The following is a 22775-nucleotide window of genomic DNA, read 5'->3' as shown; positions in this document are numbered from 1 at the left end:
GCCGTAATACTCCGGCGCTCCACGACCGCACTCGGCCACCGCCACCGCGATCGTCTCCTTGTGCACGTCCAGCCCGATGTAGGCGCCGTACACATCGGCGGCCTGCTCCACCGCCTGCCTCACGCCGGTCAGACCCGACGCCGGCCCTGCATCCTTCATCCCTTCCGCGCTAAACTGGTTCATGACCTGCCCCCTCGATATTGGCTCTGTGTTGAAGGTGGTTGTCCCAACCCCGAGAACATAACCCACGCTCTCGAGGTCGGGCAGGTCAATCCATCATGTCTACGGGTGGAAAAAAATCGATGGATCTGATGGTTAGGAGAGGTTTGTGAACCGAATTCTGGTATTGCCCGGTGACGGGATCGGGCCCGAGATTGTGGCCGAGGCGCTGAAAGTGCTGGAACGCGTCGCCGAGATCGGCGGCCTCGAACTGGAGATCGAACAGGGTCTGATCGGGGGCGCCGCGCATGATGCGGCGGGCCACCCCTATCCCGAGGCGACGCGGGAGCAGGCGCGCCGCGCCGATGCGATCCTGCTCGGTGCGGTCGGCGGCCCGCAGTACGAATCCCTGGAACGTGACCTGCGCCCCGAGCGCGGCCTGCTGGGGATCCGTTCCGATCTCGAGCTGTTCGCCAATCTGCGCCCGGCGATCCTCTACCCGCAGCTGGCTTCGGCCTCCACCCTCAAGCCCGAGGTGGTGAGCGGGCTGGATCTGCTGATCGTGCGCGAACTGACCGGCGGGATCTATTTCAGCCAGCCGCGCGGAATCGAGCAGCGTGACGGCGAACGCTACGGCTTCAATACCGCCGGCTACAGCGAGTCCGAGATCGAGCGCATCGCGCGGGTCGGCTTCGAGGCCGCGATGAAACGCAACAAGCGCCTGTGCTCGGTGGACAAGGCCAACGTGCTGGAGGTCTCCGAGTTGTGGCGCGAGGTGGTCGAGCGCGTCGGGCAGGAGTTCCCCGAGGTCGAGCTGTCGCACATGTACGTGGATAACGCGGCCATGCAGCTGGTGCGCGATCCGAAGCAGTTCGACGTGATGGTGACCAGCAACATGTTCGGTGACATCCTGTCGGATGCGGCCGCGATGCTGACCGGCTCCATCGGCATGCTGCCGTCCGCCTCGCTGAACAGCGAGGGCGTTGGTCTGTACGAACCGATCCATGGCTCCGCGCCGGACATTGCCGGGCAGGGCAAGGCCAATCCGATGGCGACCGTGCTGTCGATTGCCATGATGCTGCGGCACAGCCTCAACCGCAACGACCTTGCCGAACGTCTGGAAGCCGCGGTGGGGCGGGTGCTCGATCAGGGCCTGCGGACCCCGGACATCCATGGCGACGGCATGCAGCTGGTGTCGACCCAGGGTATGGGCGATGCCCTGGTCGCTGCGCTGGACGACGCCTGACACCCTTTTTAACGTTACAGGACCCCGACATGAGTGATCGCAAGTTCAACGTGGCCGTCGTCGGCGCCACCGGTGCCGTCGGCGAGACCCTGCTCTCCATCCTGGCCGAGCGGGACCTGCCGCTGGACCGGGTGCATGCCCTGGCCAGTGAACGCTCGGCCGGCAGCACCGTCTCCTACGGGAACCGCGAGCTGATCGTGGAAGACCTCGCGCAATTCGATTTTTCGCAGGTGGATATCGGGCTGTTCTCGCCGGGAGCGTCGGTGTCGAAGGAATACGCGCCGAAGGCGGCCGCGGCCGGATGCGTGGTGATCGACAACACCTCGCAGTTCCGTTATGACCCCGAGATCCCGCTGGTGATCCCGGAGGTCAATCCGGATGCGGTAGGCGACTACGAGCGCCACGGGATCATCGCCAATCCCAACTGCTCCACCATCCAGATGCTGGTCGCGCTCAAGCCGCTGCATGATGCGGTAGGCGTGGAACGCGTGAACGTGGCCACCTATCAGGCGGTTTCCGGTACCGGCAAGGACGCGATCGAGGAGCTGGCGCACCAGACTGCGGCACTGCTGAACGGTCGCCCGGTGGAATGCAGCGTCTACCCCAAGCAGATCGCGTTCAACGCGCTGCCGCATATCGATGTCTTCCAGGACAACGGCTACACCAAGGAAGAGATGAAGATGGTCTGGGAGACCCGCAAGATCATGGGCGACGAGTCCATCCAGATGAATCCCACGGCGGTGCGCATCCCGGTGTTCTACGGGCATTCCGAAGCGCTGCACATCGAAACCCGCGAGAAGATCTCGGCCGAACGCGCGCGCGAATTGCTGGCGGCCGCACCGGGCATCGAGGTGCTGGATCGCCACGAGGACGGAGGGTACCCGACCGCCGTGACCGAAAGCAGTGGCACCGATGCGGTTTACGTCGGCCGTATCCGCGAGGACATCTCGCATCCCCGCGGGCTGGATATGTGGGTGGTCTCCGATAATGTGCGCAAGGGCGCAGCCTTGAACACGATCCAGATCGCCGAGGTTTTGATCCGCGATTACCTGTGATTAAATCCCACAATATGCCGGGGATCTGGTAGCCTCATTGTTCAAGGGGCCGGGCAACAGCCCGTGTCGGCAGAGACACGGGCGGCCCCGGACAGCAACCACGCACACACAGGGGGACGTTCGTGCGCAAGTTACTATTCGGGCTAATCATTCTTTTGCTGGTCGCGCCGGCCTCTTCCAGCTCCGTGGGGCTGGGCGATCCCCAGATCCGGTCCACGTTGAACCAGGCGCTGGATGTCCGGGTGGCGCTGCGCGGAGGCGCGGCGACCGATGAATCGCTGCAGGTGCGTCAGGCCTCCGAAGAGCGGTACCGCCGTGCGGGACTGGACCGGGGCCGCGTGCCGGGGGACCTGCGGGTTGAACTCCGTGGCGAAGGGCAGGATCGCGAAGTCGTCCTGCGCACCCGCGAGCCCGTGCGCGAGCCCTACATCGGGGTCCTTCTCGAAGCCCGCTGGGACGGGGGGCGCAGTTACCGTGAAATCAACCTGCTGCTGGATCCTCCGGGCACGCTTCCGGATGATCGTGCGGCGGCACGCACCACCGCGGCCGCGCCCGATGATGACCGCCGGGCCCCGCAGGACACCTATCGCGTACGCTCCGGTGACACGTTGTATGCGATCGTGCAGCGGGCAGGGCTGAGCGGGGTCAGCAACGAGCAGGCCATGCTCGCGTTCCTGCGGGAAAATCCCGATGCCTTTATCGATGGCAACGTCAATGCGCTGCGTGCCGACGCGGAACTGCGCACGCCGGACCGTGCGGCGCTGGAGGCGGTCGACGCCGCCGGGGCGCGTGAAGAAATCCAGCGTCAGACCGAAGACTGGCAGGCGCGTACGCGTCCCGAACCGGAGCCCGAGGTCACCGAAGAAGAAGTGACGGAGGAAGCGGATCCGGAGGTGGCCGAAGAAGTCGTCGAGGAAGAGGCCAGGGACGAGCCCGAGGAAGATCCCGAAGAAGCTCGTGAAGAGGAAGCCGAACGCGAAGACGACGAAGCCGTGGCGGCTGAAGACGATGCGGACGCAGTGGATGACCGTCTCGAAATCGTTACCGACGTGCTGCCGGAAGGTGAGGAAGCGGCGCTGATCGCCGAATCGCCCGAAGTCGTCCAGGAGGCCCTGATCTCGCAGCGTGCCGAAATGGACGAAATGCAGGAAGAAATCGCACGCATGCGCGAATCCCTGCAGGATCGCGAACAGGTGGCCGAGATCGCCAGCGAGGAACTGGCCACGCTGGAAGCCCAGCTCGCGGAGCTGCAGGACGAGCGGGCGGAACTGCGGGTGCGCATGGAAGAGGCCGAGGCCGAACGTGACGCTCCGCTGCACCAGCGGATCATGAACGATCCGCTGCTCATGATGATGGCCATCGCCCTGGTGGTGCTGCTGGTGCTGGTTCTGCTGGCATTTGCCCGCGGCGGTCGTGGTGGCGGCCCGGGTGGCCCGGGTGGCGACCGCAATGCCCGAGTGGACAACTCCGGCGTCAAGGCGACCCCGGATCCGCGCAGCGGTTACGAGGCCCGCGAGGAGGCGTCCGAGCCGTCCGTGTCGGGCGCCGCGGTGGCGGGTGCCACGGGGGTGGCTGCCGGAGGCGCCGTTGCCGCCTCGACTGGCGACTCCGCTGCGGAACCGCAGGACGAGGCCCCGGCTACTCCGGCGCGCCCGGGCGGTGGGGACGACACGGGCATTAGCCAGGCGGAAGAATCGGTGGGCGAGCCGACCCCGGTTGGTGAAAGCGGGGCGTCGGAAACCGCGGGCATGAGCGCCGACGATGTGCTGGCCGAGGTGGATGTCTGCCTCGCCTACGGCATGAACGATCAGGCCGTCGATACCCTGTCCTCGGCCATCGACGACGAGCCCGATAATCTCCAGTACCGCCTGAAGCTGGTGGAGGCCTTCTCGGCTCAGGGGCGCGACTCCGAGATGCGCCAGGCCGCCGCCAGCCTGCGCGAACGCCTGGGTCCGGAAGACGGCGAGATCCGCGAGAAACTCGCGGAACTGGAAGCCGGATCGGGCGACGCTTCTGCGGCCTCGGGTGCGCCATCCGCGGATACCACGGCCAGCGACTCGGCCGACGAAGCCGGCGAGTTCGACCTGTCCGGTTTTGCCGAGGAACAGGAGGCGTCGGGTTCGGGCGAGCCGACGGCGCCGGAAAAGGCGGCCGGTGAGCTCGATGGCGGTATGGATTTCGAGGCCGATACCGGGCTCGACGAAGAACTGGCCGCTGCCAGTCAGGGTTCGGAAGCCGGGAATGCGGCGGGGGATCTCGACGACCTCGACAATCTGTCCTTTGATATCGAGGAGTCGGATCTGCCGTCCGCCGATGACAGTCAGCCTGCCGGTGGCGATGCCGGCAGCGATGTCCCGTCCATGGATCTGGACGAACTGCTGGGCGACGAAGCCGGCGGCGACGAGCCACCGATTGCGTCCGCCGAAGCAGACGAACCGGCGGCGGAGGAACCCGCGGCTCCGGCGGCCGAAGGCGAAGATGATAACGAGACCCGGCTGAACCTGGCCCAGGCCTATGCGGACATGGGTGATCCGGAAGGCGCGCAGGACCTGATCGACGAGATCATGGCCTCCGGGTCGGATGAAGAGAAAGAGCGGGCCCGGGCGATCCAGGACCAACTGAAAGACGCCTGACGGGGTGGCCGGTCGGCGGGTTCGCCCGCGGTCCGGACCGTACCGGCGAGAGGGGCCTGCGGGCCCCTTTTCGCGTTGGGGAGGTGGTCATGCAACCGGCGATCGGGGCCCTGGGGGCCGTTCTGCTCTTGTCGGGGGCCGTGCTGACGGCATCCCCGGTGGCTGTCTCCGTGACGGTGCCGGCTCTGCTGCTGGCCCCGGGGCTGCGGGCGTTCCCGTGGGAGCGTGCGTTGCGCATGTGGTGGCGCATGAAGTGGTTCTACCTGTCGCTGGCCCTGTTCTTCGGGCTGTGGCCCGTGGATGGAGGCACCGCGGCGGGGCTGCTGGAGGCAGCTACGCGGATCGTGGCGCTGATGCTGGTGGTGCTGGCCGTGGTCTGGCTGACGGATCGGTACGCGCGCACGGAACTGGTGCCGGCCCTGGGCAGCGTGCTGGGCGGTCGGCGGGGTTCAGCGCTGGGGGCCGGACACTCTTTCGCCCGCCGGCTGTTCCTGGCGCTGGAGGCGTTCGAACGCGACCGGGCCGGAATCGAAGCTCGGCGGGGCCGGCTGTCGGGGGACCGCAGGGCGAGGGTGGATGCGGTGCGTGAATGGCTGGTGCAGCGGCTGGACGCGGCCCTGGATCCGGCCCTGGATCCGGCCGAACGGGAACAGCCCGCTCCGGGCTCCCCGATGGCGGTGCGCGAGGATCGCTGGCGGGGAGTGGAGACCGGCTGGATGGCGCTGGTGGGGATGGTCGCACTGGGGTTGCAGTGGGGCGGTTGGGTGACGGGATAAACCGGCACCGAGGAAATACGGGGAGTACGGGCAGCGGATGGGAGAGACAAGGGAACCGGAGGCGGGCTTGCAGCGCTGGGCGGCGGGGGTCGAATACGACGGGACGCCGTGGCTGGGCTGGCAGCGGCAGAAGGACGGGCCCAGCGTGCAGGAGAAGCTGGAGAAGGCGCTGAGCTTCGTCGCGAATCACCCGCTGGAACTGACCTGCGCCGGAAGAACCGATGCGGGGGTGCATGCCACGGCTCAGGTGGTGCATTTCGACACCGCGAGCCGGCGCGAGGCGCATGCCTGGATCCTGGGGGGCAACACCAACCTGCCGGATTCGATTGCGATTCGCTGGGCGCAGCCGGTCGCACCGGCGTTCCATGCCCGTTTCGCGGCGCGTTCCCGCCGGTATCGCTACGTGATCGCGAACCGACCCGTGCGGCCGGGTCTGGAGGCGGGCCGCGTGGCCTGGTGGCGGCGGCCGCTGGATGTCGCGCGGATGCAGGAGGCGGCGCGGCATTTTGTCGGCGAGCAGGATTTCACCAGTCTGCGCGCGGCGGCCTGTCAGGCGAAGTCGCCGGTGCGTCGCGTGCACGAAGTGACGGTCCGGCGACGCGGTGAGTACGTGCTGGTGGACGTGCATGCCAATGCGTTTCTGCATCATATGGTGCGCAACATCGCGGGCGTACTGCTGGCGGTGGGCGACGGCCGCGCGGAGCTGGAGTGGCCCCGTGAGGTGCTGGCGGCGCGGGATCGACGCCAGTCGGGGATCACGGCGCCGGCCGGGGGGCTGTACTTCGTGCAGGTGGAATACCCGCCGGAGTTTGCGCTGCCGGATCAGGAGGCACCGGTTCTGGGACCGGTGCCGGCCAGTGTGTAAGGGTGATCCCGGGCAGGGTATCCGCGGGAATCCGGCGCGTTCTGGTAGGCTTGGCCAATGCGTTATCGGATCAAGATCTGCGGGGTCACGACCCCGGAACAGGCGCGCGCGGCGGCCGAGGCCGGGGCCGATGCCGTGGGCCTGGTGTTTCACCCGGCCAGTCGGCGTTGCGTGGGCGCGGAGCAGGCCGCAGGGATTGCCGCGGCGCTGCCTCCGCTGGTGAGTGCCGTGGGTCTGTTCGTGGATCAGGATCCCCGGCGGGTGGAGGAGGTCCTGGACGTCGTGCCGCTGGACTGCCTGCAGTTTCACGGGAACGAGGAGGCGGCGGACTGTGCGCGGTTCGGCCGGCCTTATCTGAAGGCGGTCGCGATGGCCGGCGATGCGGATCCGCGCCGGGCGATGGACGCGCACCCGCAGGCACGCGGGTTCCTGCTTGACAGCCACGGTGGCGGGCGTACCGGCGGAACCGGTCACCGCTTCGACTGGTCGCGGATTCCGGCCGATCTGCCACGGCCGTGGCTGCTGGCCGGCGGTCTGGATCCCGAGTCGGTACAGACGGCATTGAACGTAACGCGGCCCTGGGGGGTCGACGTGAGTTCCGGGGTGGAGTCCGCACCCGGGATCAAGGAACCGGAACGCATGCGCGCCTTCGTGCGCGCCGTGCGACGCAACGAGGTGACACTGAATGACTGAAGCAATCGACTGGGGCGCGTTCCCGGATGCCCGCGGGCATTTCGGTGTGTATGGCGGGCGGTTCGTGTCGGAGACCCTGATGGGGGCGCTGGACGAACTGCAGGGCGTGTACGAACGTTACATGAAGGACCCGGCATTTCTGGCCGAGCTGGATCGCGATCTGCGGCAGTTCGTGGGGCGGCCGAATCCGCTCTATCACGCGGAGCGGCTGTCGCGCGAGCTGGGCGGCGCGCAGATCTACCTCAAGCGCGAGGATCTCAACCATACCGGCGCGCACAAGGTGAACAACACCATCGGCCAGGCACTGCTGGCGCGGCATCTCGGCAAGAAGCGCATCATCGCCGAGACCGGGGCCGGGCAGCACGGCGTCGCGACCGCCACCGTGGCCGCGCGTCTGGGGCTGGAATGCGTGGTCTACATGGGCGAGGAGGACACCCGCCGCCAGGCCCCCAACGTCTATCGCATGCGCCTGCTGGGCGCGGAGGTGGTGCCGGTGACCTCCGGGACCCGCACCCTGAAGGATGCCCTCAACGAGGCGATGCGCGACTGGGTCACCAACGTCGACGACACCTTCTACATCATCGGCACGGTCGCCGGTCCTCACCCGTATCCGGCGATGGTCCGCGACTTCCAGGCGGTGATCGGACGCGAGGCTCGCGAGCAGCACGTGGAAGCGACCGGTCGCCTGCCCGACACTCTGGTGGCCTGCGTGGGTGGCGGTTCCAATGCCATCGGACTGTTCCATCCGTTTCTTGCGGATGAGTCCGTGGAGATGGTCGGCGTGGAAGCCGGCGGCGAGGGCGTGGATACCGGGCGCCATTCCGCGCCGCTGGGCGCCGGGCGCCCCGGCGTGCTGCACGGCAACCGCACCTACCTGATGGAAGACGACAACGGCCAGATCATCGGCACGCACTCCATCTCGGCCGGGCTGGACTACCCCGGCGTGGGGCCGGAGCATGCGTGGCTGAAGGACATCGGCCGGGCGAGCTACGTGTCGGTGACCGACGATCAGGCCCTGGCCGGCTTCCATCGACTGACCCGCACCGAGGGCATCATCCCGGCGCTGGAAACCAGCCATGCGATCGCGCACGTGCTCGATCTGGCGCCCACAATGCGCCCGGACCAGAGCATCATCGTCAACCTGTCCGGCCGTGGCGACAAGGATCTCGCCACCGTGGCCGACCGCGAGGGGATTACGCTGTGAGCCGCATCCAGCAACGCTTCGAACAATGCCGTGGGGCCGGGCGTGCGGCCCTGGTGCCCTATATCACCGCCGGCGACCCGGAACCGGGCGCCACGGTCGACCTGATGCATGCGCTGGTGGAGGCCGGCGCGGACCTGGTCGAACTCGGGGTCCCGTTTTCCGACCCGATGGCCGACGGGCCGGTGATCCAGCGCGCGCACGAGCGGGCCCTGCAGCATGGCACCGGGCTGCGCGACGTGCTGGAGATGGTGCGTCAGTTCCGCGAACGCGACGCGGATACCCCGGTGGTGCTGATGGGCTATCTGAACCCGGTCGAGCGCATGGGTTTCGAGACCTTCGCCACCGAGGCCGCGGCGGCCGGGCTGGACGGTCTGCTGACGGTGGACCTGCCGCCGGAGGAATGCGACGAGGTGACCGGGCTGCTCGACCGGGCGGGGATCGATCCGATCTTCCTGGTGGCCCCGACAACCTCCAGCGAACGGATCGGTCACCTGGCGCGTGCGGCACGCGGGTTCGTTTACTACGTTTCGCTCAAGGGCGTGACCGGTTCGCAGAGTCTGGACCCCTCGGCACTGAATGAACGTCTCGACGCGATCCGCCAATACACCGATCTGCCCCTGGGCGTAGGCTTCGGGATCCGCGATGCGGAATCCGCGGCGGCCGTGGCGCGGGTGGCCGACGCGGTAGTGGTTGGCAGTGCGCTGGTCAGTCTGGCGGAGGCCCATCCGGGGGATTCGGCGGGCTTCATCCGGGCGGCGGCGGACAAACTCGGTGAGATGCGTCGCGCGATGGATGCGGCACGCTCCACGAGTGCCGCCGGCTCGGTGTAGAATGCGCGTTTTGCGTCCGTGACGGAGTCGGCATGAGCTGGTTCGAAAAGTTGATGCCCTCGCGCATCCGCACCGACAACGCGAACAAGCGCGGGGTCCCGGAAGGTCTGTGGGTGCGTTGCGAAGGCTGTGACGCCACGCTCTACCGCCCCGAGGTGGAGCGCAATCTGGATGTCTGCCCCAAGTGCGGGCATCACCGTCGCATGCACGCGCGGCGGCGTCTGGAGACCTTCCTCGACGAACAGGGACGCGAGGAGATTGCGGAAAACATCGAATCCTCGGATGTCCTCAAGTTCCGCGATTCCAAGAAATACAAGGACCGGCTCGCAGCCGCGCAGAAATCCACCGGTGAGCGCGACGCCCTGGTGGTGATGGAAGGGCAGCTGCTGGGCCGGCCACTGGTGGCCTCGGCCTTCGATTTCCGTTTCATGGGCGGCTCCATGGGCTCGGCGGTCGGCGAGCGCTTCGTGCGCGGTGCGGATCGGGCGCTGGAGAAACAGATTCCGCTGGTCTGCTTCAGCGCCTCGGGCGGAGCGCGCATGCAGGAGGCGCTGTTCTCGCTGCTGCAGATGGCCAAGACCAGCGCGGTACTGGCGCGTCTGCGCGAGGAGCGCATCCCGTTCGTCTCGGTGATGACCGATCCCACCATGGGCGGGGTTTCGGCCAGTCTGGCCATGCTGGGCGATGTCAACGCGGCGGAACCCCAGGCGCTGATCGGTTTTGCCGGTCCGCGGGTGATCGAGCAGACGGTGCGCGAGACCCTGCCGGAGGGCTTTCAGCGCTCGGAATTCCTGCTGGATCACGGCGCCATCGACATGATCGTCGACCGTCGCGAGATGCGCACCCGCCTGGCGTCCATCCTGGGCATGATGATGCACGCGCCGGCCCCGGGCGAGGATCCCGAGCCCGGAAGCCGCGAAGCCCATTCCGGTTCCGTGGACGCGGCCGTGCCGGCCACCGCGGGAGCGGACGAAAGCCGCGGCCGGCCGGCCGACTGAGGCCGTGCGCTTCGAACGTCTCGACGACTGGCTGAGCTGGCAGGAGACCCTGCATCCGGTCGCCATGGATCTGACCCTGGAGCGGGCGACCCTGGTCGCCGATCGCCTGGGGCTGTGCCGGCATGCGCCGCGTACGGTGCTGGTGGCCGGGACCAACGGCAAGGGCAGTGTGGCCACGCGTACCGCGGCCCTGTTGCAGGCAATGGGTCTGCGCACCGGTCTGTTCACCTCCCCCCACCTGGTTCGCTACAACGAGCGCATTCGCATCAACGGCGTCGAGGCCGAGGACGATGCGCTGTGCCGGGCCTTTGACGCGGTGGATCGGGCGCGGGGCGAGGACTCGCTGACCTATTTCGAATTTGCCGCGCTTGCCGCCGGCTGGCTGTTTCGCGAGGCCGCGGTGGACGTGCAGGTGCTGGAGGTCGGCCTGGGCGGGCGGTTGGACGCGACCAATATCTGGGACGCCGACATTGCGGTCATTACCGCGGTGGATCTGGACCATCAGAAATGGCTGGGCGACACCCGCGAGGCGATCGGGGCCGAAAAGGCGGGGATCCTGCGCGAGGCTCGCCCGCTGATGCTGGGCGACCCGGATCCGCCGGACAGCGTGCAGGCCAGGGCTCGCCTGCTCGACGTGCCGGTACGTCAGGTGGGCGAGGACTACGACCTGCAGCCTGCCGTGGGGCGCGCAGATGCGCTGCGGTGGTGCTTCGAAGCCGAGGAGACGCTGCTGGAGCTGGCGCCGGAGGCGGTCGCGACCGTGGATGGCGCGGCACGCATGAACCTGGCCACGGCCATGGCCGTGGTGGCGGGTCTCGGGCTGGAATACCGCCTGGACGGCTCCGTGGTGGAGGCCGCGTTGTGCAGCCAGGCGCCGGGTCGGCTGCAGCGGATTCGCCCGGGTGGGGCCGAGCCCGAATGGTTGCTCGACGTAGCCCATAACGGGCATGCGGTCGCGGAACTGGGTCGCTGGCTGCGGGCGCGACCAGTATCGGGTCCGGTGGTCGCCGCCGTGGCGGTGATGGCCGACAAGGAGCGTGCCGCGATGTGGGCGGCCCTGGACGAGGTGGTCGACCACTGGGTGCCGCTGTCCCTGGATCTTCCGCGCGCGCTGCCGGCGGCTGACATGGCCGCGGAGCTGGCTGCAGCCGGTGTCGGCCGGGTTGAAGCCCCGGTGGCGAGCGTGGCGCAGGGGCTGGATCGGGCGCGGGAGCTGGCCGGGGCGTCGGGTCGCGTGGTGGTGTTCGGGTCGTTCCACACCGTGGCTGCCGCCGCGACCGAAGGGCCCGCGTTCCTGGCCGAGGCGGCAGCCACGGCGACGCGCCCGGTGGAGCGGGTATGCACGGCCGAGGTGTCACCGTGAGCGACGAGCCGGTTGTGCGTTATCGCCTGGTCGGCGCGGTGATCCTGATCGCGCTCGCGGTGATTTTCCTGCCATGGTTGTTCGACGGGGCGGGCTACCAGTACATGACGGATGCGGAAGACCCGGTCCCCGAGGCACCGCAGTTCGCCGAGCCGGACGTGCCGTTGCCATCGGAACGTGACACGCGCATGCGCGATGAAGCACCGGAGGACGAGATGGAAACGCCCGGCATGGATACGTCGCGCGTTGCGGAGGCGCGGAGACTGCCATCGGACCTTGACGCGGAAGATGACGAAGATGACATGGCCGCGGACGACTCTGTGGCCAGTCCCGAAACCGAGGCGGCGCAGGGTCCGGAACCGCTGCGGCGCGAGGGGGAACCGACGCAGGAGGTTACCAGTGGATGGGCGGTCCAGGTCGGCAGTTACCGTGACGGGGATAATGCGCGCGAACAGGAACGGGCCCTGCGGGATGCCGGCCTGGCGGCGTTTGTCGAGGACGTGACGGTGGACGGCGAGACCGTCTACCGGGTGAAGGTCGGGCCTCGGGCCGATCGCGAAGCGGCGATCCGCCTGCGCGAGGACCTGGAAGAAGAACGGGATTTGTCCGGGATCGTGGTGACCTTCCCCTGAAGGTCGCCACGCATCGATGTACGTGTTCCAGCAAGCCTGCGATAGACTGACACCGTGAACTGGATCGACCTTGTCATTGTTGCCCTGATCGCCGTATCAGGAGTCATCAGCCTGTTCCGCGGATTCGTGCGCGAGACCTTCTCGCTGGCGACGTGGATCGTGGGCATATGGGTGGGCATCCGCTTTGCCGCCGACGTGGCCGTGGTGCTGCCGGATGCGATCCCGGACGAGACCATCCGTCTGGCGATCGGCTTCGCCGTGCTGTTCATTGCCGTGCTGATCGTGGGCGGCCTGCTGGGCGTGCTCGCGGGCAAGCTGGTGAAGGGAACCGGGCTCACCGGGACCGACCGTGCCCTGGGCGTCATCTTTGGTGCTCTGCGCGGTGTGGTGCTGGTGGCCATGCTGGTGTTCCTCGCCTCGCTGACCCTGATGCCGGAGGAGGGCTGGTGGGAGCGCAGCATGCTCATCCCGCATTTCGAGCGCGTGGTCGACTGGATGCTGGGACTGCTCCCCGAAGACTGGCAGGAACAGCTGGAGGGTCTGCTGTCCGGCGGCGAGACGGACGCGGGCGCCGGCGGAGAGGCCTCGTTCCCGTTCGAGTCCGGGGCCGAACCGGACGCCGAACCGCCGGATGCGCCGCAATAGGACGTCATCCGTAATCATTACCCGTCGAAACGAATCACCGATCCGGCCCGGTCACGCAAGGGCCATCCCGAACCCCCTGGAGTCAGTATGTGCGGAGTTGTCGGAATCGTTGGCCGTTCCCCGGTCAATCAGCCCATTTATGATGCCCTGCTGGTGCTGCAGCACCGTGGCCAGGACGCCGCGGGCATCGTGACCTGCGACGATGACGGGCGGCTGCATCTGCGCAAGGACAACGGGCTGGTGCGCGATGTGTTCAACAATCATCACATGCAGACGCTGACCGGCAACATGGGGATCGGCCATGTGCGTTATCCCACCGCCGGTTCCTCGTCTTCGGCCGAGGCCCAGCCCTTCTACGTGAATTCGCCGTTCGGCATCACGCTGGGGCACAACGGCAACCTGACCAATGCCGGGGAACTCAAGCACGAGCTGTTCGCGACCGATCGGCGCCACATCAATACCGATTCCGACTCCGAAATCCTGCTCAACGTCTTCGCCCAGGAGCTGCTCCGGTTCATCGACAACGGCCTGACGCCGGACTCTGTCTTCGATGCGGTGGAACGGGTGCACCAGCGGGCGCGCGGGGCGTACGGCGTGGTGGCCATGATCGCCGGCCGCGGGATGCTGGCGTTCCGCGACCCGCAGGGGATCCGGCCGCTGGTCTACGGCTCGCGCGAGGCCGAAGACGGTGAGGGACGGGAGTGGATGGCGGCCTCCGAGAGCGCGGCGCTGGAGTCGCTGGGCTTCGAGCTGGAGCGTGACCTGGCCCCCGGCGAGGCGCTGTTCGTTACGCCCGAGGGGGAGGTGTACACGCGCGCCTGCGCGGAGAATACGCGGCTGACGCCCTGCATGTTCGAGCATGTGTATTTTGCCCGGCCCGATTCGGTGATCGACAACGTGTTCGTCCATCGCGCGCGCATGCGCATGGGCACCGCGCTGGGCGAGAAGATCCGCCGCGAGTGGCCGGATCACGATATCGACGTGATCGTGCCCATCCCCGACACGGGTCGCACCGTCGCGCTGGAGATGGCCCACGAGCTGGATATCAAGTACCGCGAGGGCTTCATCAAGAACCGCTACATCGGCCGAACTTTCATCATGCCGGGGCAGACCAAGCGGCAGAAGTCGGTACGGCAGAAGCTCAATGCCATCTCGCTGGAGTTCCGGGGCAAGAACGTGATGCTGGTGGACGATTCCATCGTGCGCGGGACCACGTCGCGCGAGATCGTGCTGATGGCGCGCGAGGCGGGGGCGAAGAAAGTGTATTTCGCCTCCGCCGCGCCGCCGGTGCGCTATCCCAATGTCTACGGGATCGACATGCCGGCTGCACACGAGCTGATCGCCCACGGGCGCGACGAGGACGAGGTGTGCGAGGCGATCGCGGCCGATCGGCTGATCTACCAGGACCTGGAAGACCTGAAGGCAGCGGTGTGGCGCGGTAACCGCGCGATCGACGAATTCGACTGCTCGGTATTCACCGGCGAATACGTGACCGAGTTGCCGGATGGCTATCTGGACCAGCTGGCCGCGGCCCGCGCCGACGGCGTGAAGAACACGCCGGTCGCGGGCGAAGTCCTCGACCTGGCCAACAAGAAGTAGGCGACGTGACCTTGCCCTCGCTCGAGTGGATCGAACCGGTGGTGGCCGACGCCCGTGAACGGGCGCGGGCCTCCGCCGATCTGCCGGTGGTCGTGGTCCGCGTGGACCAGCAGCGCCTCTACGTGTGGGAGGGCGGCCGGGTGACCGATATCTTCGAGGTGTCCACCGCCGAGAACGGCGTGGGTAACGAGGACGGGAGCCTCAAGACCCCGCCGGGTCTGCATCGCATCGCCGAGCGCTTCGGCGAGGGCGCCCCGAAGGGCACCATCTTCCGCGCCCGGGGCAATACCGGGCAGACGGCCGAGATCCTCACCGGCCCCGATGAACGCAGTCCGCGTGACAACATCACCTCGCGGATCCTGTGGCTGGAAGGTCTGGAAGATGGTGTGAACCGTGGCGAGGGCATCGACTCGCTGCAGCGTTACATCTACATCCATGGTACCGACGAAGAGGGTCGCATCGGCCAGCCGGCCTCGCATGGTTGCGTGCGCATGCGCAATGACGAGGTCATCGAGCTGTTCCCCCGTCTCCCGGTCGGCACGCCCGTGCGGATCCTGCCCGACGCCCGGGCGGGGTCGTAGTCCGTCCGGGTCTATAGCCCCGATACCGCCAGGGAAAAAAATCCCCGCGATTGTTGGAACTTTGACCGTTCCCGAATATCCTAATGCGTACAACCGTTAGAAAAGCGTGAAATCTGTCAAAGCGCTTGTTAGGATAGCGGAATTATTCCTGACCATGGTTGTCGGGAACTAGGAACGGAATCTGTTGCCATAAGGATTGGGAAAAGGAACAAGGCGACATACCGACCACGATTTCGGAGGCGAAAGACATGAAACTCTCGACCAAGGGCCGCTATGCGGTGACAGCAATGATGGACCTGGCGATTCACGACCGGATCGGTCCGGTGACCCTCGCCGACATTTCCCAGTGCCAGGGGATCTCCCTGTCCTATCTGGAGCAGCTGTTTGCGAAGCTGCGCAAGGCGGGTCTGGTCGAAGGGGTCCGCGGTCCCGGCGGTGGTTACCGTCTGGCCAAGCGTGCTGACCAGATCAGCGTCGCGAACATCATCACGGCGGTGGATGAGTCGGTGGACGTGACCCGCTGCAAGGGCCACAAGGACTGCCAGGAGGGCGATCGCTGCCTGACCCACGAGCTGTGGGACGAGCTGAGTCAGCAGCTGTACGATTTCCTCGACGGCATCACCCTGGCGCAGTTCGCCAACCGTCCGGAAGTGCAGAAGGTGGCGCGGCAGCAGGACGAGCGTCGCGGCGCCCGGCACCACTTCATCTTCCGTAACGACGCCGCCTGATCACGATCAACGGTGCGGCCCGCCCTGGCGGGTCGTGCCGGGTTCGTGGTCCGGTACCCTATCCGCCCCGTCGGTCTTCTCCCCCCGGAAGTCCGTCGGGGCGGTCCTCATTCAGGGGCGTTCCCGCTCGGGATGGCAGGCGGGATCCAGCAGGCCGTCCACGACATCCGCCAGATCGCCCGCCAGTCCCGCGCCGGGGTGACCGCACAGGTTCTCGTCGCCGGGCTGGTACTTGCCCGTCTGCACCAGGCAGGCGGCCATGCCCGCCTCCAGTGCCCCGTCGACATCGGCGGTCACGTCATCCCCCACCATCAGGACCTCTTCCGGTTGCAGTCCCAGATCGGCGACGGCGGCGTGGAACAGGCGCGGGTCCGGCTTGCCGAAGTTTTCCGCGGTGACGTCGGCGGCGAATTCCAGCGCGCGCACGAACGGGCCCAGATCCAGCGACAGACCGTCCCCTTCGCGGAAATACCGGTTCAGTCCCATGACCCACAGGGGTGCCCCGTGCATCAGGACCCGGAACGCGCCGTTGAGATGGGCATAGTCGAAGGCCTCGCCCATGTCGCCCATGACCACGACGTCGGGATCTTCCGTCGGCAGGTCCGCGAACTCCGGCGCGAGATCCGGATTCAGCAGCAGGAGCGGCCGCCGCCCTTCGGCCTGCAGGCGGGCGTGAATGGCCGCAGGCGCGGTGGCCAGGTGCTCCGGCTGGATGCTGAAGCCCAGCGCGGCCATCTCCCGCACGATGCGGGATCGGGAATGCCGCGTGGTATTGGTGACGTAGCGCACCGGGTAGCCGGCGGTGTGCAGGCGCCGGAGGGCATCGGCCGCCCCGGGCAGCGCCTTGTCCCCGACATACAGGACACCGGAGAGATCCAGAAGCACCGCGCGGGTGCGGTCGAGGCCACTGGGTGGCTGCAGGAACATGGTCACCTCCCGGCCGTCGGGCGGCCCGTATCAGCGCCGGATCAGCCGACGCAGGATTTCATGCTTGCCGTTGAAATGCTCCGTGGCCCCGGCGTCGTCGCGCCAGATCCAGTGCTCCTCGGGAAACAGTGCCTGCATGTCGGGCAGGGCGCAATGATAGGGCGGCCCGCCTTCGCGCCCGGTCTGCATGAAACAGGCGAACAGCTCGCCACCCGGGCGCAGCCAGCGCCGCAGGCGCTCGGCGTAGGCCTCCCACTGCGCGGGGGGCAGGGCACACAGCGAGGTCTGCTCGTAGATGGCGTCCGCGGGTGCCTCCGGCATCCAGTCGAGCATGTCGACCTGTACGGCCGCCGCGTGTGCCTGCAGGCCCCGGTGTTCCAGCTCCGTCCGCAGGTGCTCGACCGGCGTGGGCGCCACGTCCAGGCCGGTTACCCGGAAGCCGCGTTCGGCCAGCGCCGGCACCTCGTGGCCATAGCCGCAGCCCGGCACCAGCACATGGGCGCCGGGCGCGAGATCGGCGAGCGCCAGCCAGCGCTCAAGAGAAGGGCTGGGTTCGCCCCGGTCCCAGCGGGTCGAGCCCGCGTCATAACGGGCCTGCCAGTGCTGTTCGGGGTTTTCGGCTTCGGGCGCGGAACTTTGCATGACGTTTCGGGATTCCACAGGATGTAGGTTTACTTCCTTATGGTAGCCGGCCCGCGTTCCGGGCCGGAATCGCGACAGCATTACCACGGACATCACCACGGAGACAGCCAATGCCCCAGTCCAGTGCGCTTCCCTATCGGATCCATCGCCAGGAACTCGGTCCCATGGAGAACTTCGTCTACCTGATCGAAGATGTGGGCAGCCGGCGCGCTGCCGTGGTGGATCCGGCCTGGGACCCCGACGCGATCCTGCGCCAGGCGCGGGAACAGGACGTGGAGATCAGCGACATCCTGCTGACCCACAGCCATCACGACCACATCAATGGCATCGAGGCGATCCTCGAATACAACCCCTCGGCGCGTCTGCACCTGCTCAAGCCCGAGGCGGAGTTCTGGGGCCGTGACCTGGAACAGCCGCAGCTGCACCACGGTGGCGACCGCTTCATGCTCGGCGACACCGAGATCCGCATGCTGCACACCCCCGGTCATACCCCGGGCTCGACCTGCTTCCACATGCCGGCCGGCGACGACCTGATTACCGGGGATACCCTGTTCGTGTTCGGCTGCGGCCGTTGCGATCTGCACGGCGGCGACCCCGAGCAGATGTTCCACACCCTGAAGGGCCTGCGCGAGGGCCTGCCGGAGCACACCTGCATCCATCCCGGCCACAACTACGCGGAAAAGCCCGAATCGACGCTGGCCGAGGAAGAAGAGGGCAATCCGTTCATGCACTTCGAGGCGGTGGACGATTTCGTGCACTATCGCATGCACGAACACGACCGGATCCGCAGCCAGCCGTACCGTCCCGTACCGCGGGCTCGCTCCGGCACGGGGGGCAATCCCCGCTGAGTCTTCGATTGCGCCGAGGCAAGTCATCGCGGCATGAATTTCACGCCACCAAATTGTTCGAGGGGGCGAGGACGCGCAATGTAGTAACCCTGTACGAAGTCGATACCGATCTCGGAGAGGCGTTCGATGGCGTCAGCATCTTCGACAAATTCAGCGATCGTCTGAAGGCCCATGGTCTGGGCGATGGAGTGAATGGACCGAACGATGGCTTCGTCGGTGGGATTGTTTACGATCTCGCGTATGAACGCACCGTCGATCTTGACGAAATGCACCGGAAGGTTGTGCAGGTAACCGAACGACGACAGCCCCGAACCAAAGTCATCCAGCGAGAAGCGACAGCCGGTGGTGGATAGCGTCTCGATGAAATTCAATGCGGAATCGAAATTGCTGATCGCACTCGTCTCGGTAATCTCGAAGCAGATCGATTCGCCGGGTACCTGATGCCGTTCCAGCAATGTCTGGATTTCGTCCAGCAAGGCGGTCTCTCCAAGACTCGCTCCCGAGAGATTGATCGCGCAGACCGTGGAATCGTCGGGGTCCGTACGTCGCATGTCGCCCATCCATGCAAGTGTGTTGCGTACGACCCATTTGTCGATGTCAGCCATCAGCCCGTAGCGTTCCGCAGCCGGGATGAATGCGTTCGGAGGCACGAGGGTGTCCTCGTCGTCGAGGAGGCGAACGAGGATCTCATGATGCTCGGCCGGTTTGTCGGCCTGTGATGTGGATACGATCGGCTGGTAATAGAGCCTCAGCCGGTCACGGTCCAGAGCCCCGCGAATGCGTGACGCCCACTGCATCTGCCCCTTGTGCTCGGCCATTTCCTGATCGTCTGGCTCGAACAGGTGCACTCGGTTGCGCCCATGTTCCTTGGCGACATAGCAGGCCGTGTCGGCCCGGCCCAGCACTTCTGCCAGATCGCTCTGTCCCTCTTCGATCGGCACGATTCCGATACTGCTGCCCACGGCAAATTGGCGTCCCTTCCAGGGAAAACGAAAGCGATGAACCTTTTCGCGAATCTTTTCAGCCACTTCCTGGCCGGAGCTGACCGGGCAGTCGAAAAGAATGACGCCGAATTCGTCACCACCGAGACGTGCGAAGATATCGGATTTGCGCAGACAATTGCCGATGACCTGACTGATCTGGCGCAGCAGTTCGTCGCCTGCCAGGTGGCCGCAAGTATCGTTGACGACCTTGAATTGATCCAGATCGATGTAGAAGAGGACATGCTGTCGAGTGTGATCTCGTGACCCCGCGATTGTCTCGGCGAGTCGTGTCTCGAACTCCCTCCGGTTCAGCAGCCCGGTAAGAGCATCATGGGTCGCCTGATAGGAAAGCTGGCTTTGCATTGAACGCGCCTCGGTGACGTCGTGCAAAACCAGAATACCGCCGACCATTTCGCGATCACGGTCGAAAATGGGCGCGGCAGTGTACTCCACCGTCCTGGTGTCCCCTGATATGGTGGTCAAGTTCCAGCCAGTTGTGCTGTTCAGCACGTTCCTTTCGCTCAACAGGGACTGGATCATCTCTCCACAGTCCTGTTCGCTGGCATCTTCCCCGAAGCGAAAGAGGTCGCACAGCGCAAGGCCCTCGGTTCTGTCCGACGGATGGCGGCTCAGATTGGCGGCACTGGCATTGATGAAACGTACCCGGCCTTCTGCGTCCGTGGCGATCACGGCGTCTACAATCGACTCGAGGGTTACCTGTGCCAGTTCTCGTTCTCGATCCAGTTGATCCTGTACTTGACGACGTTCCGTGATGTCCCGTACTACCGCGGTGTAGAAGGTCTGGTCCGAGCCATCGCTCTGTGACGCGTGCAGTTCCAGGTATCGCTTCTGGTTTTCAATGGTGCCGACCACTTCCTGTGTTTCGCCTGACTGCAATCGTTCTGTGATCCCGCCGGCGGTACGCTCGCCGAGGAGCGGTTGCAGAAGCTCGCGCAGAGGGCGCCCGCTTACACCCTTTTCGTCGATCGCGAGCAGGTTTTCCGCACCGGGGTTCAGACTGATGACGTTCCCTCTCGAGTCAAACGTGACAATGCCCTCGGTCATGTCCCGGAACATCGTTCGAGTCCGGTTCACTGCCCGTTCCAGTGCCTCCATCACCTCGTTGTAACGACGTGCGATCTGACCGACCTCGGTGAAAGGCTCGACAGGGACTCGCCGCGATAGATCCGTGTCACTGGCCTGGCGCTCCATCGAGGTCAGCAGGTCGACCAGATCCGTGCGGGCACCGTGTTCACTCACATTGAGTCCAACCCGTTCATCTTCTGCGGTCACGCGAAGCGGGTACCAACGATCGATTCCGCGCAGGATCAGCCAGGCAAGGGTGAACGCGGTAGCGCCGATGACCGAAATCCCGAGGAGCTGCACTCCAATCTGCTCCAGGCGTCCCAGCCCGGTTCCCAATTGGTCCAGCTGGCCGAACATTCCGGTAGCGAGAGTGCCCCAGACGCCGGCAGCCAGATGGACCGGCACGGCTCCGACACTGTCATCCAGCCGGTGTCGGATCATCCACAGGTCAACGATCAGCATGACGGCAGCCCCCACGGCGCCAATCAAGACCGCGATGCCCGTGGAAACGGCGTGCGCTCCAGCAGTGATGGCGACCAGTCCGGCTATCAGGCCGTTCAGCGGGAAGAGGAGGTTTTCGACATGCCCGGCATGGATGCGCTGACCCAGCAGGTAGGCGGTCACTGCTCCGGCTGCGGCAGCCAGAAAGGTGTTGCCAATAATGGCCGGTACCCGCTCGGTGAGGCCGAGCTCGCTGCCGCCGTTAAAGCCAATCCAGCCAATCAAAAAGAAAAGACCGCCGGTGACTGCGAGCGGGAGATTGCTTGCGGGGATTCGCTGAGCCCCTTCTTCCGTGAATCGGCCGATTCGCGGGCCCACAACCAGAATCGCAGCCAGTGCGACCCAGCCACCCACACTGTGCACCACGGTGGATCCGGCGAAATCGACAAAGCCCAGTGCAGCCAGCCAGCCATCACCGTCCGCGAGTGCGCCGCCCCAAGCCCAATGACCGTTGAGCGGGTAGATCAGGACGACCACAACCAGCGTGACCAGACCATAGCCGACATAGGGCATTCGTTCGGAAACCGCTCCGGACACGATGGTCGCAGCGGTGGCCGCAAACATTGCCTGAAAGACAAAAAAAGCCGTGTCTTCAATGCGGAGACCTGCCAGATCCGGCAGCCAGGGACCCGAACCGATCCATCCCGTGGGGCTCGGGCCAAACATCAGTCCGAACCCGACCGCCCAGAACGCCAACAAGGTGATCATGAGGTCTGTCGCGTTCTTCATCGCGACGTTGATGGCGTTCTTTTGTCGTGTGAGGCCGGTTTCGAGAGAGAGAAACGCGACCTGCATCAGCAGTACGAGCGTGGCGCTGATCAGTACCCAGACCACGTCGATATCTGTCATTTGCATGCAGTGCGTCCTTAACCCGCTGGGTTTCGGCGGAAACTGGTTGGGAACAGTGACTTTACGGAGCAACTACCATGCCGGCTGGGCAGCAGTATTGTGAAGATACAGGCGAGTCCGTTAGCCAGCGTAAATTCCGGCGGTTGATACCCGGGGCAGGTCGTTACACGCTCAGCCTCGAGGCTTGCGAAACATGAAAAGGAATGCAGAAAGCGATGCCTCGCTATGGTGCGCTTGGCACCACTGTGCAGCTTTTCACGGCGGGAGTTGCACCAAGGTGGCGCTTTCCGCAACACATGGAAGTACTCAGTGGTCTTTTATGTGACAAGGAAGCATCAATGCGAACAGCGATCGGGGAGGCCGTCCGCTGATGTGGTCGTTGCCTGCCGGGTCGGAGCCGTCTGCCACTACAAGGTGTTCCGGGACCTGACGTTTCAAACCGAAGTATTCACGGCCGGTGTGGGGCCACGCATGATCGTCCTGCATCCAGCGTAGAGGGGTGACCTTGACCCCTCCTTATCCCAACTCGAATGCAATGGTGTGCGGGGTGTCATGCGGCGGTTGATGGTCGGTTCGGGCCCAGCAATGACAGTCACACCCGCGGTGACTTACGGCGTTCATGAGTCGCCGGATGCATTACTTGTCGGGTCCCGGCTGATTGTATACACGTTTACGAAATAAATCGGGGCGTTCCTGTTGCCAGGCCTTGAGTGTCTCAACCGGCGTTCGGTGCCCCAGCGCCTTCTGCCCGATCTGATGGTTGTACAGGCGCTGGTAGTCCTGGAGGGTGTCCTTCAGATGCTCTCCCGAGCCGAAGCGCCGGGTCCGCAGCAAGTCGGCGATGCGGCCGTTGAAGCGCTCCACCATTCCGTTGGTCTGCGGCCGTTTCGGCCGGATCAGACGATGCTCGATCCCGTGGTCGGCGCACAGCC

Annotated in this window: 20 protein-coding genes and 1 pseudogene; 16 read left to right on the top strand and 5 right to left on the bottom strand. The window is 65.8% G+C overall.

Features of this window, described 5'->3' with window-relative positions; all coding sequences use genetic code 11:
* Nucleotides 1-183, bottom strand: a pseudogene (locus tag F620_RS14435) (IS110 family transposase); the annotation flags it as partial.
* Between the two features lie 145 nt (nucleotides 184-328).
* Between F620_RS14435 and leuB the strand changes: the two are divergent.
* From leuB to iscR, 15 genes are all read left to right on the top strand, one after another.
* The gene (leuB, locus tag F620_RS0112735; protein ID WP_196802051.1) at nucleotides 329-1405 is read left to right on the top strand and encodes a 3-isopropylmalate dehydrogenase; all 1077 of its coding nucleotides are present in this window, start codon (nucleotides 329-331) and stop codon (nucleotides 1403-1405) included.
* Between the two features lie 29 nt (nucleotides 1406-1434).
* Nucleotides 1435-2460, top strand: a complete 1026-nt coding sequence (locus F620_RS0112730) for an aspartate-semialdehyde dehydrogenase (protein WP_018870826.1) — start codon at nucleotides 1435-1437, stop codon at nucleotides 2458-2460.
* A gap of 155 nt (nucleotides 2461-2615) precedes the next feature.
* Nucleotides 2616-5093 carry a FimV/HubP family polar landmark protein gene (locus F620_RS0112725; protein WP_019570850.1) on the top strand — a complete coding sequence of 826 codons (2478 nt, stop codon included), beginning with the start codon at nucleotides 2616-2618 and terminating at the stop codon, nucleotides 5091-5093.
* Nucleotides 5094-5182: 89 nt separating this feature from the next.
* On the top strand, nucleotides 5183-5869 hold the full coding sequence (locus F620_RS0112720) for a hypothetical protein (RefSeq protein WP_018870828.1): 687 nt from the start codon (nucleotides 5183-5185) through the stop codon (nucleotides 5867-5869).
* 37 nt (nucleotides 5870-5906) lie between these two features.
* Nucleotides 5907-6734, top strand: coding sequence for a tRNA pseudouridine(38-40) synthase TruA (truA, locus tag F620_RS0112715; RefSeq protein ID WP_026300863.1), 828 nt, complete (start codon nucleotides 5907-5909; stop codon nucleotides 6732-6734).
* A gap of 57 nt (nucleotides 6735-6791) precedes the next feature.
* Nucleotides 6792-7427 (top strand): phosphoribosylanthranilate isomerase, encoded by a 636-nt coding sequence (locus F620_RS0112710; protein ID WP_019570849.1) that lies wholly within the window; start codon nucleotides 6792-6794, stop codon nucleotides 7425-7427.
* Nucleotides 7420-8631, top strand: a complete 1212-nt coding sequence (gene trpB / locus F620_RS0112705) for a tryptophan synthase subunit beta (RefSeq protein ID WP_019570848.1) — start codon at nucleotides 7420-7422, stop codon at nucleotides 8629-8631. The genes F620_RS0112710 and trpB overlap by 8 nt, the downstream gene beginning before the upstream one ends.
* Nucleotides 8628-9461, top strand: coding sequence for a tryptophan synthase subunit alpha (gene trpA, locus F620_RS0112700; RefSeq protein ID WP_018870832.1), 834 nt, complete (start codon nucleotides 8628-8630; stop codon nucleotides 9459-9461). Before trpB ends, trpA begins: the two co-directional genes overlap by 4 nt.
* Before the next feature lie 32 nt (nucleotides 9462-9493).
* Nucleotides 9494-10459 (top strand): acetyl-CoA carboxylase, carboxyltransferase subunit beta, encoded by a 966-nt coding sequence (accD, locus tag F620_RS0112695; protein ID WP_018870833.1) that lies wholly within the window; start codon nucleotides 9494-9496, stop codon nucleotides 10457-10459.
* A 4-nt stretch (nucleotides 10460-10463) separates the two neighbouring features.
* Nucleotides 10464-11822, top strand: a complete 1359-nt coding sequence (locus F620_RS0112690) for a folylpolyglutamate synthase/dihydrofolate synthase family protein (RefSeq protein ID WP_019570847.1) — start codon at nucleotides 10464-10466, stop codon at nucleotides 11820-11822.
* Entirely contained in the window at nucleotides 11798-12454 is a 657-nt protein-coding gene (locus tag F620_RS0112685; protein WP_019570846.1) for an SPOR domain-containing protein, read from the top strand. Before F620_RS0112690 ends, F620_RS0112685 begins: the two co-directional genes overlap by 25 nt.
* Before the next feature lie 54 nt (nucleotides 12455-12508).
* Nucleotides 12509-13099 carry a CvpA family protein gene (locus F620_RS0112680; RefSeq protein ID WP_019022227.1) on the top strand — a complete coding sequence of 197 codons (591 nt, stop codon included), beginning with the start codon at nucleotides 12509-12511 and terminating at the stop codon, nucleotides 13097-13099.
* Nucleotides 13100-13186: 87 nt separating this feature from the next.
* Nucleotides 13187-14698 carry an amidophosphoribosyltransferase gene (gene purF / locus F620_RS0112675; protein ID WP_019570845.1) on the top strand — a complete coding sequence of 504 codons (1512 nt, stop codon included), beginning with the start codon at nucleotides 13187-13189 and terminating at the stop codon, nucleotides 14696-14698.
* Between the two features lie 11 nt (nucleotides 14699-14709).
* A complete protein-coding gene (locus F620_RS0112670) occupies nucleotides 14710-15279 on the top strand; it encodes a L,D-transpeptidase (RefSeq protein ID WP_019570844.1) in 570 nt (189 codons plus the stop codon).
* Between the two features lie 248 nt (nucleotides 15280-15527).
* Complete coding sequence (gene iscR / locus F620_RS0112665; protein WP_018936055.1) at nucleotides 15528-16007, top strand: Fe-S cluster assembly transcriptional regulator IscR; 480 nt, start codon at nucleotides 15528-15530, stop codon at nucleotides 16005-16007.
* Nucleotides 16008-16118: 111 nt separating this feature from the next.
* On the opposite strand, the gene F620_RS0112655 is transcribed toward iscR, so the two are convergent.
* Together F620_RS0112655 and F620_RS0112650 are read right to left on the bottom strand one after the other, a co-directional pair.
* Complete coding sequence (locus tag F620_RS0112655) at nucleotides 16119-16934, bottom strand: TIGR01458 family HAD-type hydrolase (protein WP_019570842.1); 816 nt, start codon at nucleotides 16932-16934, stop codon at nucleotides 16119-16121.
* A gap of 30 nt (nucleotides 16935-16964) precedes the next feature.
* Nucleotides 16965-17576, bottom strand: coding sequence for a methyltransferase domain-containing protein (locus tag F620_RS0112650; RefSeq protein WP_019570841.1), 612 nt, complete (start codon nucleotides 17574-17576; stop codon nucleotides 16965-16967).
* Nucleotides 17577-17686: 110 nt separating this feature from the next.
* Here F620_RS0112650 and F620_RS0112645 point away from each other — a divergent pair, with 110 nt between their 5' ends.
* On the top strand, nucleotides 17687-18424 hold the full coding sequence (locus F620_RS0112645; protein ID WP_019570840.1) for an MBL fold metallo-hydrolase: 738 nt from the start codon (nucleotides 17687-17689) through the stop codon (nucleotides 18422-18424).
* A gap of 23 nt (nucleotides 18425-18447) precedes the next feature.
* On the opposite strand, the gene amt is transcribed toward F620_RS0112645, so the two are convergent.
* Together amt and F620_RS0112635 are read right to left on the bottom strand one after the other, a co-directional pair.
* Entirely contained in the window at nucleotides 18448-21849 is a 3402-nt protein-coding gene (gene amt, locus F620_RS0112640; RefSeq protein ID WP_019570839.1) for an ammonium transporter, read from the bottom strand.
* Nucleotides 21850-22479: 630 nt separating this feature from the next.
* Nucleotides 22480-22775, bottom strand: a 296-nt coding sequence (locus tag F620_RS0112635) for an integrase core domain-containing protein (RefSeq protein ID WP_019570838.1), incomplete at its 5' end; no start/stop codon positions are given.

The organism is Thioalkalivibrio sp. ALE11 (assembly GCF_000381205.1).
Taxonomy (GTDB): Bacteria; Pseudomonadota; Gammaproteobacteria; order Ectothiorhodospirales; family Ectothiorhodospiraceae; genus Thioalkalivibrio.
This window is presented reverse-complemented; position numbering and strand designations above follow the sequence as displayed.

Excerpts from the sequence above, each read along its gene's own strand:
- F620_RS0112720 (WP_018870828.1), top strand. The coding sequence starts at position 5,183 with ATGCAACCGGCGATCGGGGCCCTGGGGGCCGTTCTGCTCTTGTCGGGG.
- F620_RS0112655 (WP_019570842.1), bottom strand. The coding sequence starts at position 16,934 with ATGTTCCTGCAGCCACCCAGTGGCCTCGACCGCACCCGCGCGGTGCTT.
- F620_RS0112730 (WP_018870826.1), top strand. The coding sequence starts at position 1,435 with ATGAGTGATCGCAAGTTCAACGTGGCCGTCGTCGGCGCCACCGGTGCC.
- F620_RS0112650 (WP_019570841.1), bottom strand. The coding sequence starts at position 17,576 with ATGCAAAGTTCCGCGCCCGAAGCCGAAAACCCCGAACAGCACTGGCAG.
- amt (WP_019570839.1), bottom strand. The coding sequence starts at position 21,849 with ATGCAAATGACAGATATCGACGTGGTCTGGGTACTGATCAGCGCCACG.
- trpB (WP_019570848.1), top strand. The coding sequence starts at position 7,420 with ATGACTGAAGCAATCGACTGGGGCGCGTTCCCGGATGCCCGCGGGCAT.
- iscR (WP_018936055.1), top strand. The coding sequence starts at position 15,528 with ATGAAACTCTCGACCAAGGGCCGCTATGCGGTGACAGCAATGATGGAC.
- purF (WP_019570845.1), top strand. The coding sequence starts at position 13,187 with ATGTGCGGAGTTGTCGGAATCGTTGGCCGTTCCCCGGTCAATCAGCCC.
- truA (WP_026300863.1), top strand. The coding sequence starts at position 5,907 with ATGGGAGAGACAAGGGAACCGGAGGCGGGCTTGCAGCGCTGGGCGGCG.
- accD (WP_018870833.1), top strand. The coding sequence starts at position 9,494 with ATGAGCTGGTTCGAAAAGTTGATGCCCTCGCGCATCCGCACCGACAAC.
- F620_RS0112685 (WP_019570846.1), top strand. The coding sequence starts at position 11,798 with ATGCACGGCCGAGGTGTCACCGTGAGCGACGAGCCGGTTGTGCGTTAT.
- F620_RS0112710 (WP_019570849.1), top strand. The coding sequence starts at position 6,792 with ATGCGTTATCGGATCAAGATCTGCGGGGTCACGACCCCGGAACAGGCG.
- F620_RS0112645 (WP_019570840.1), top strand. The coding sequence starts at position 17,687 with ATGCCCCAGTCCAGTGCGCTTCCCTATCGGATCCATCGCCAGGAACTC.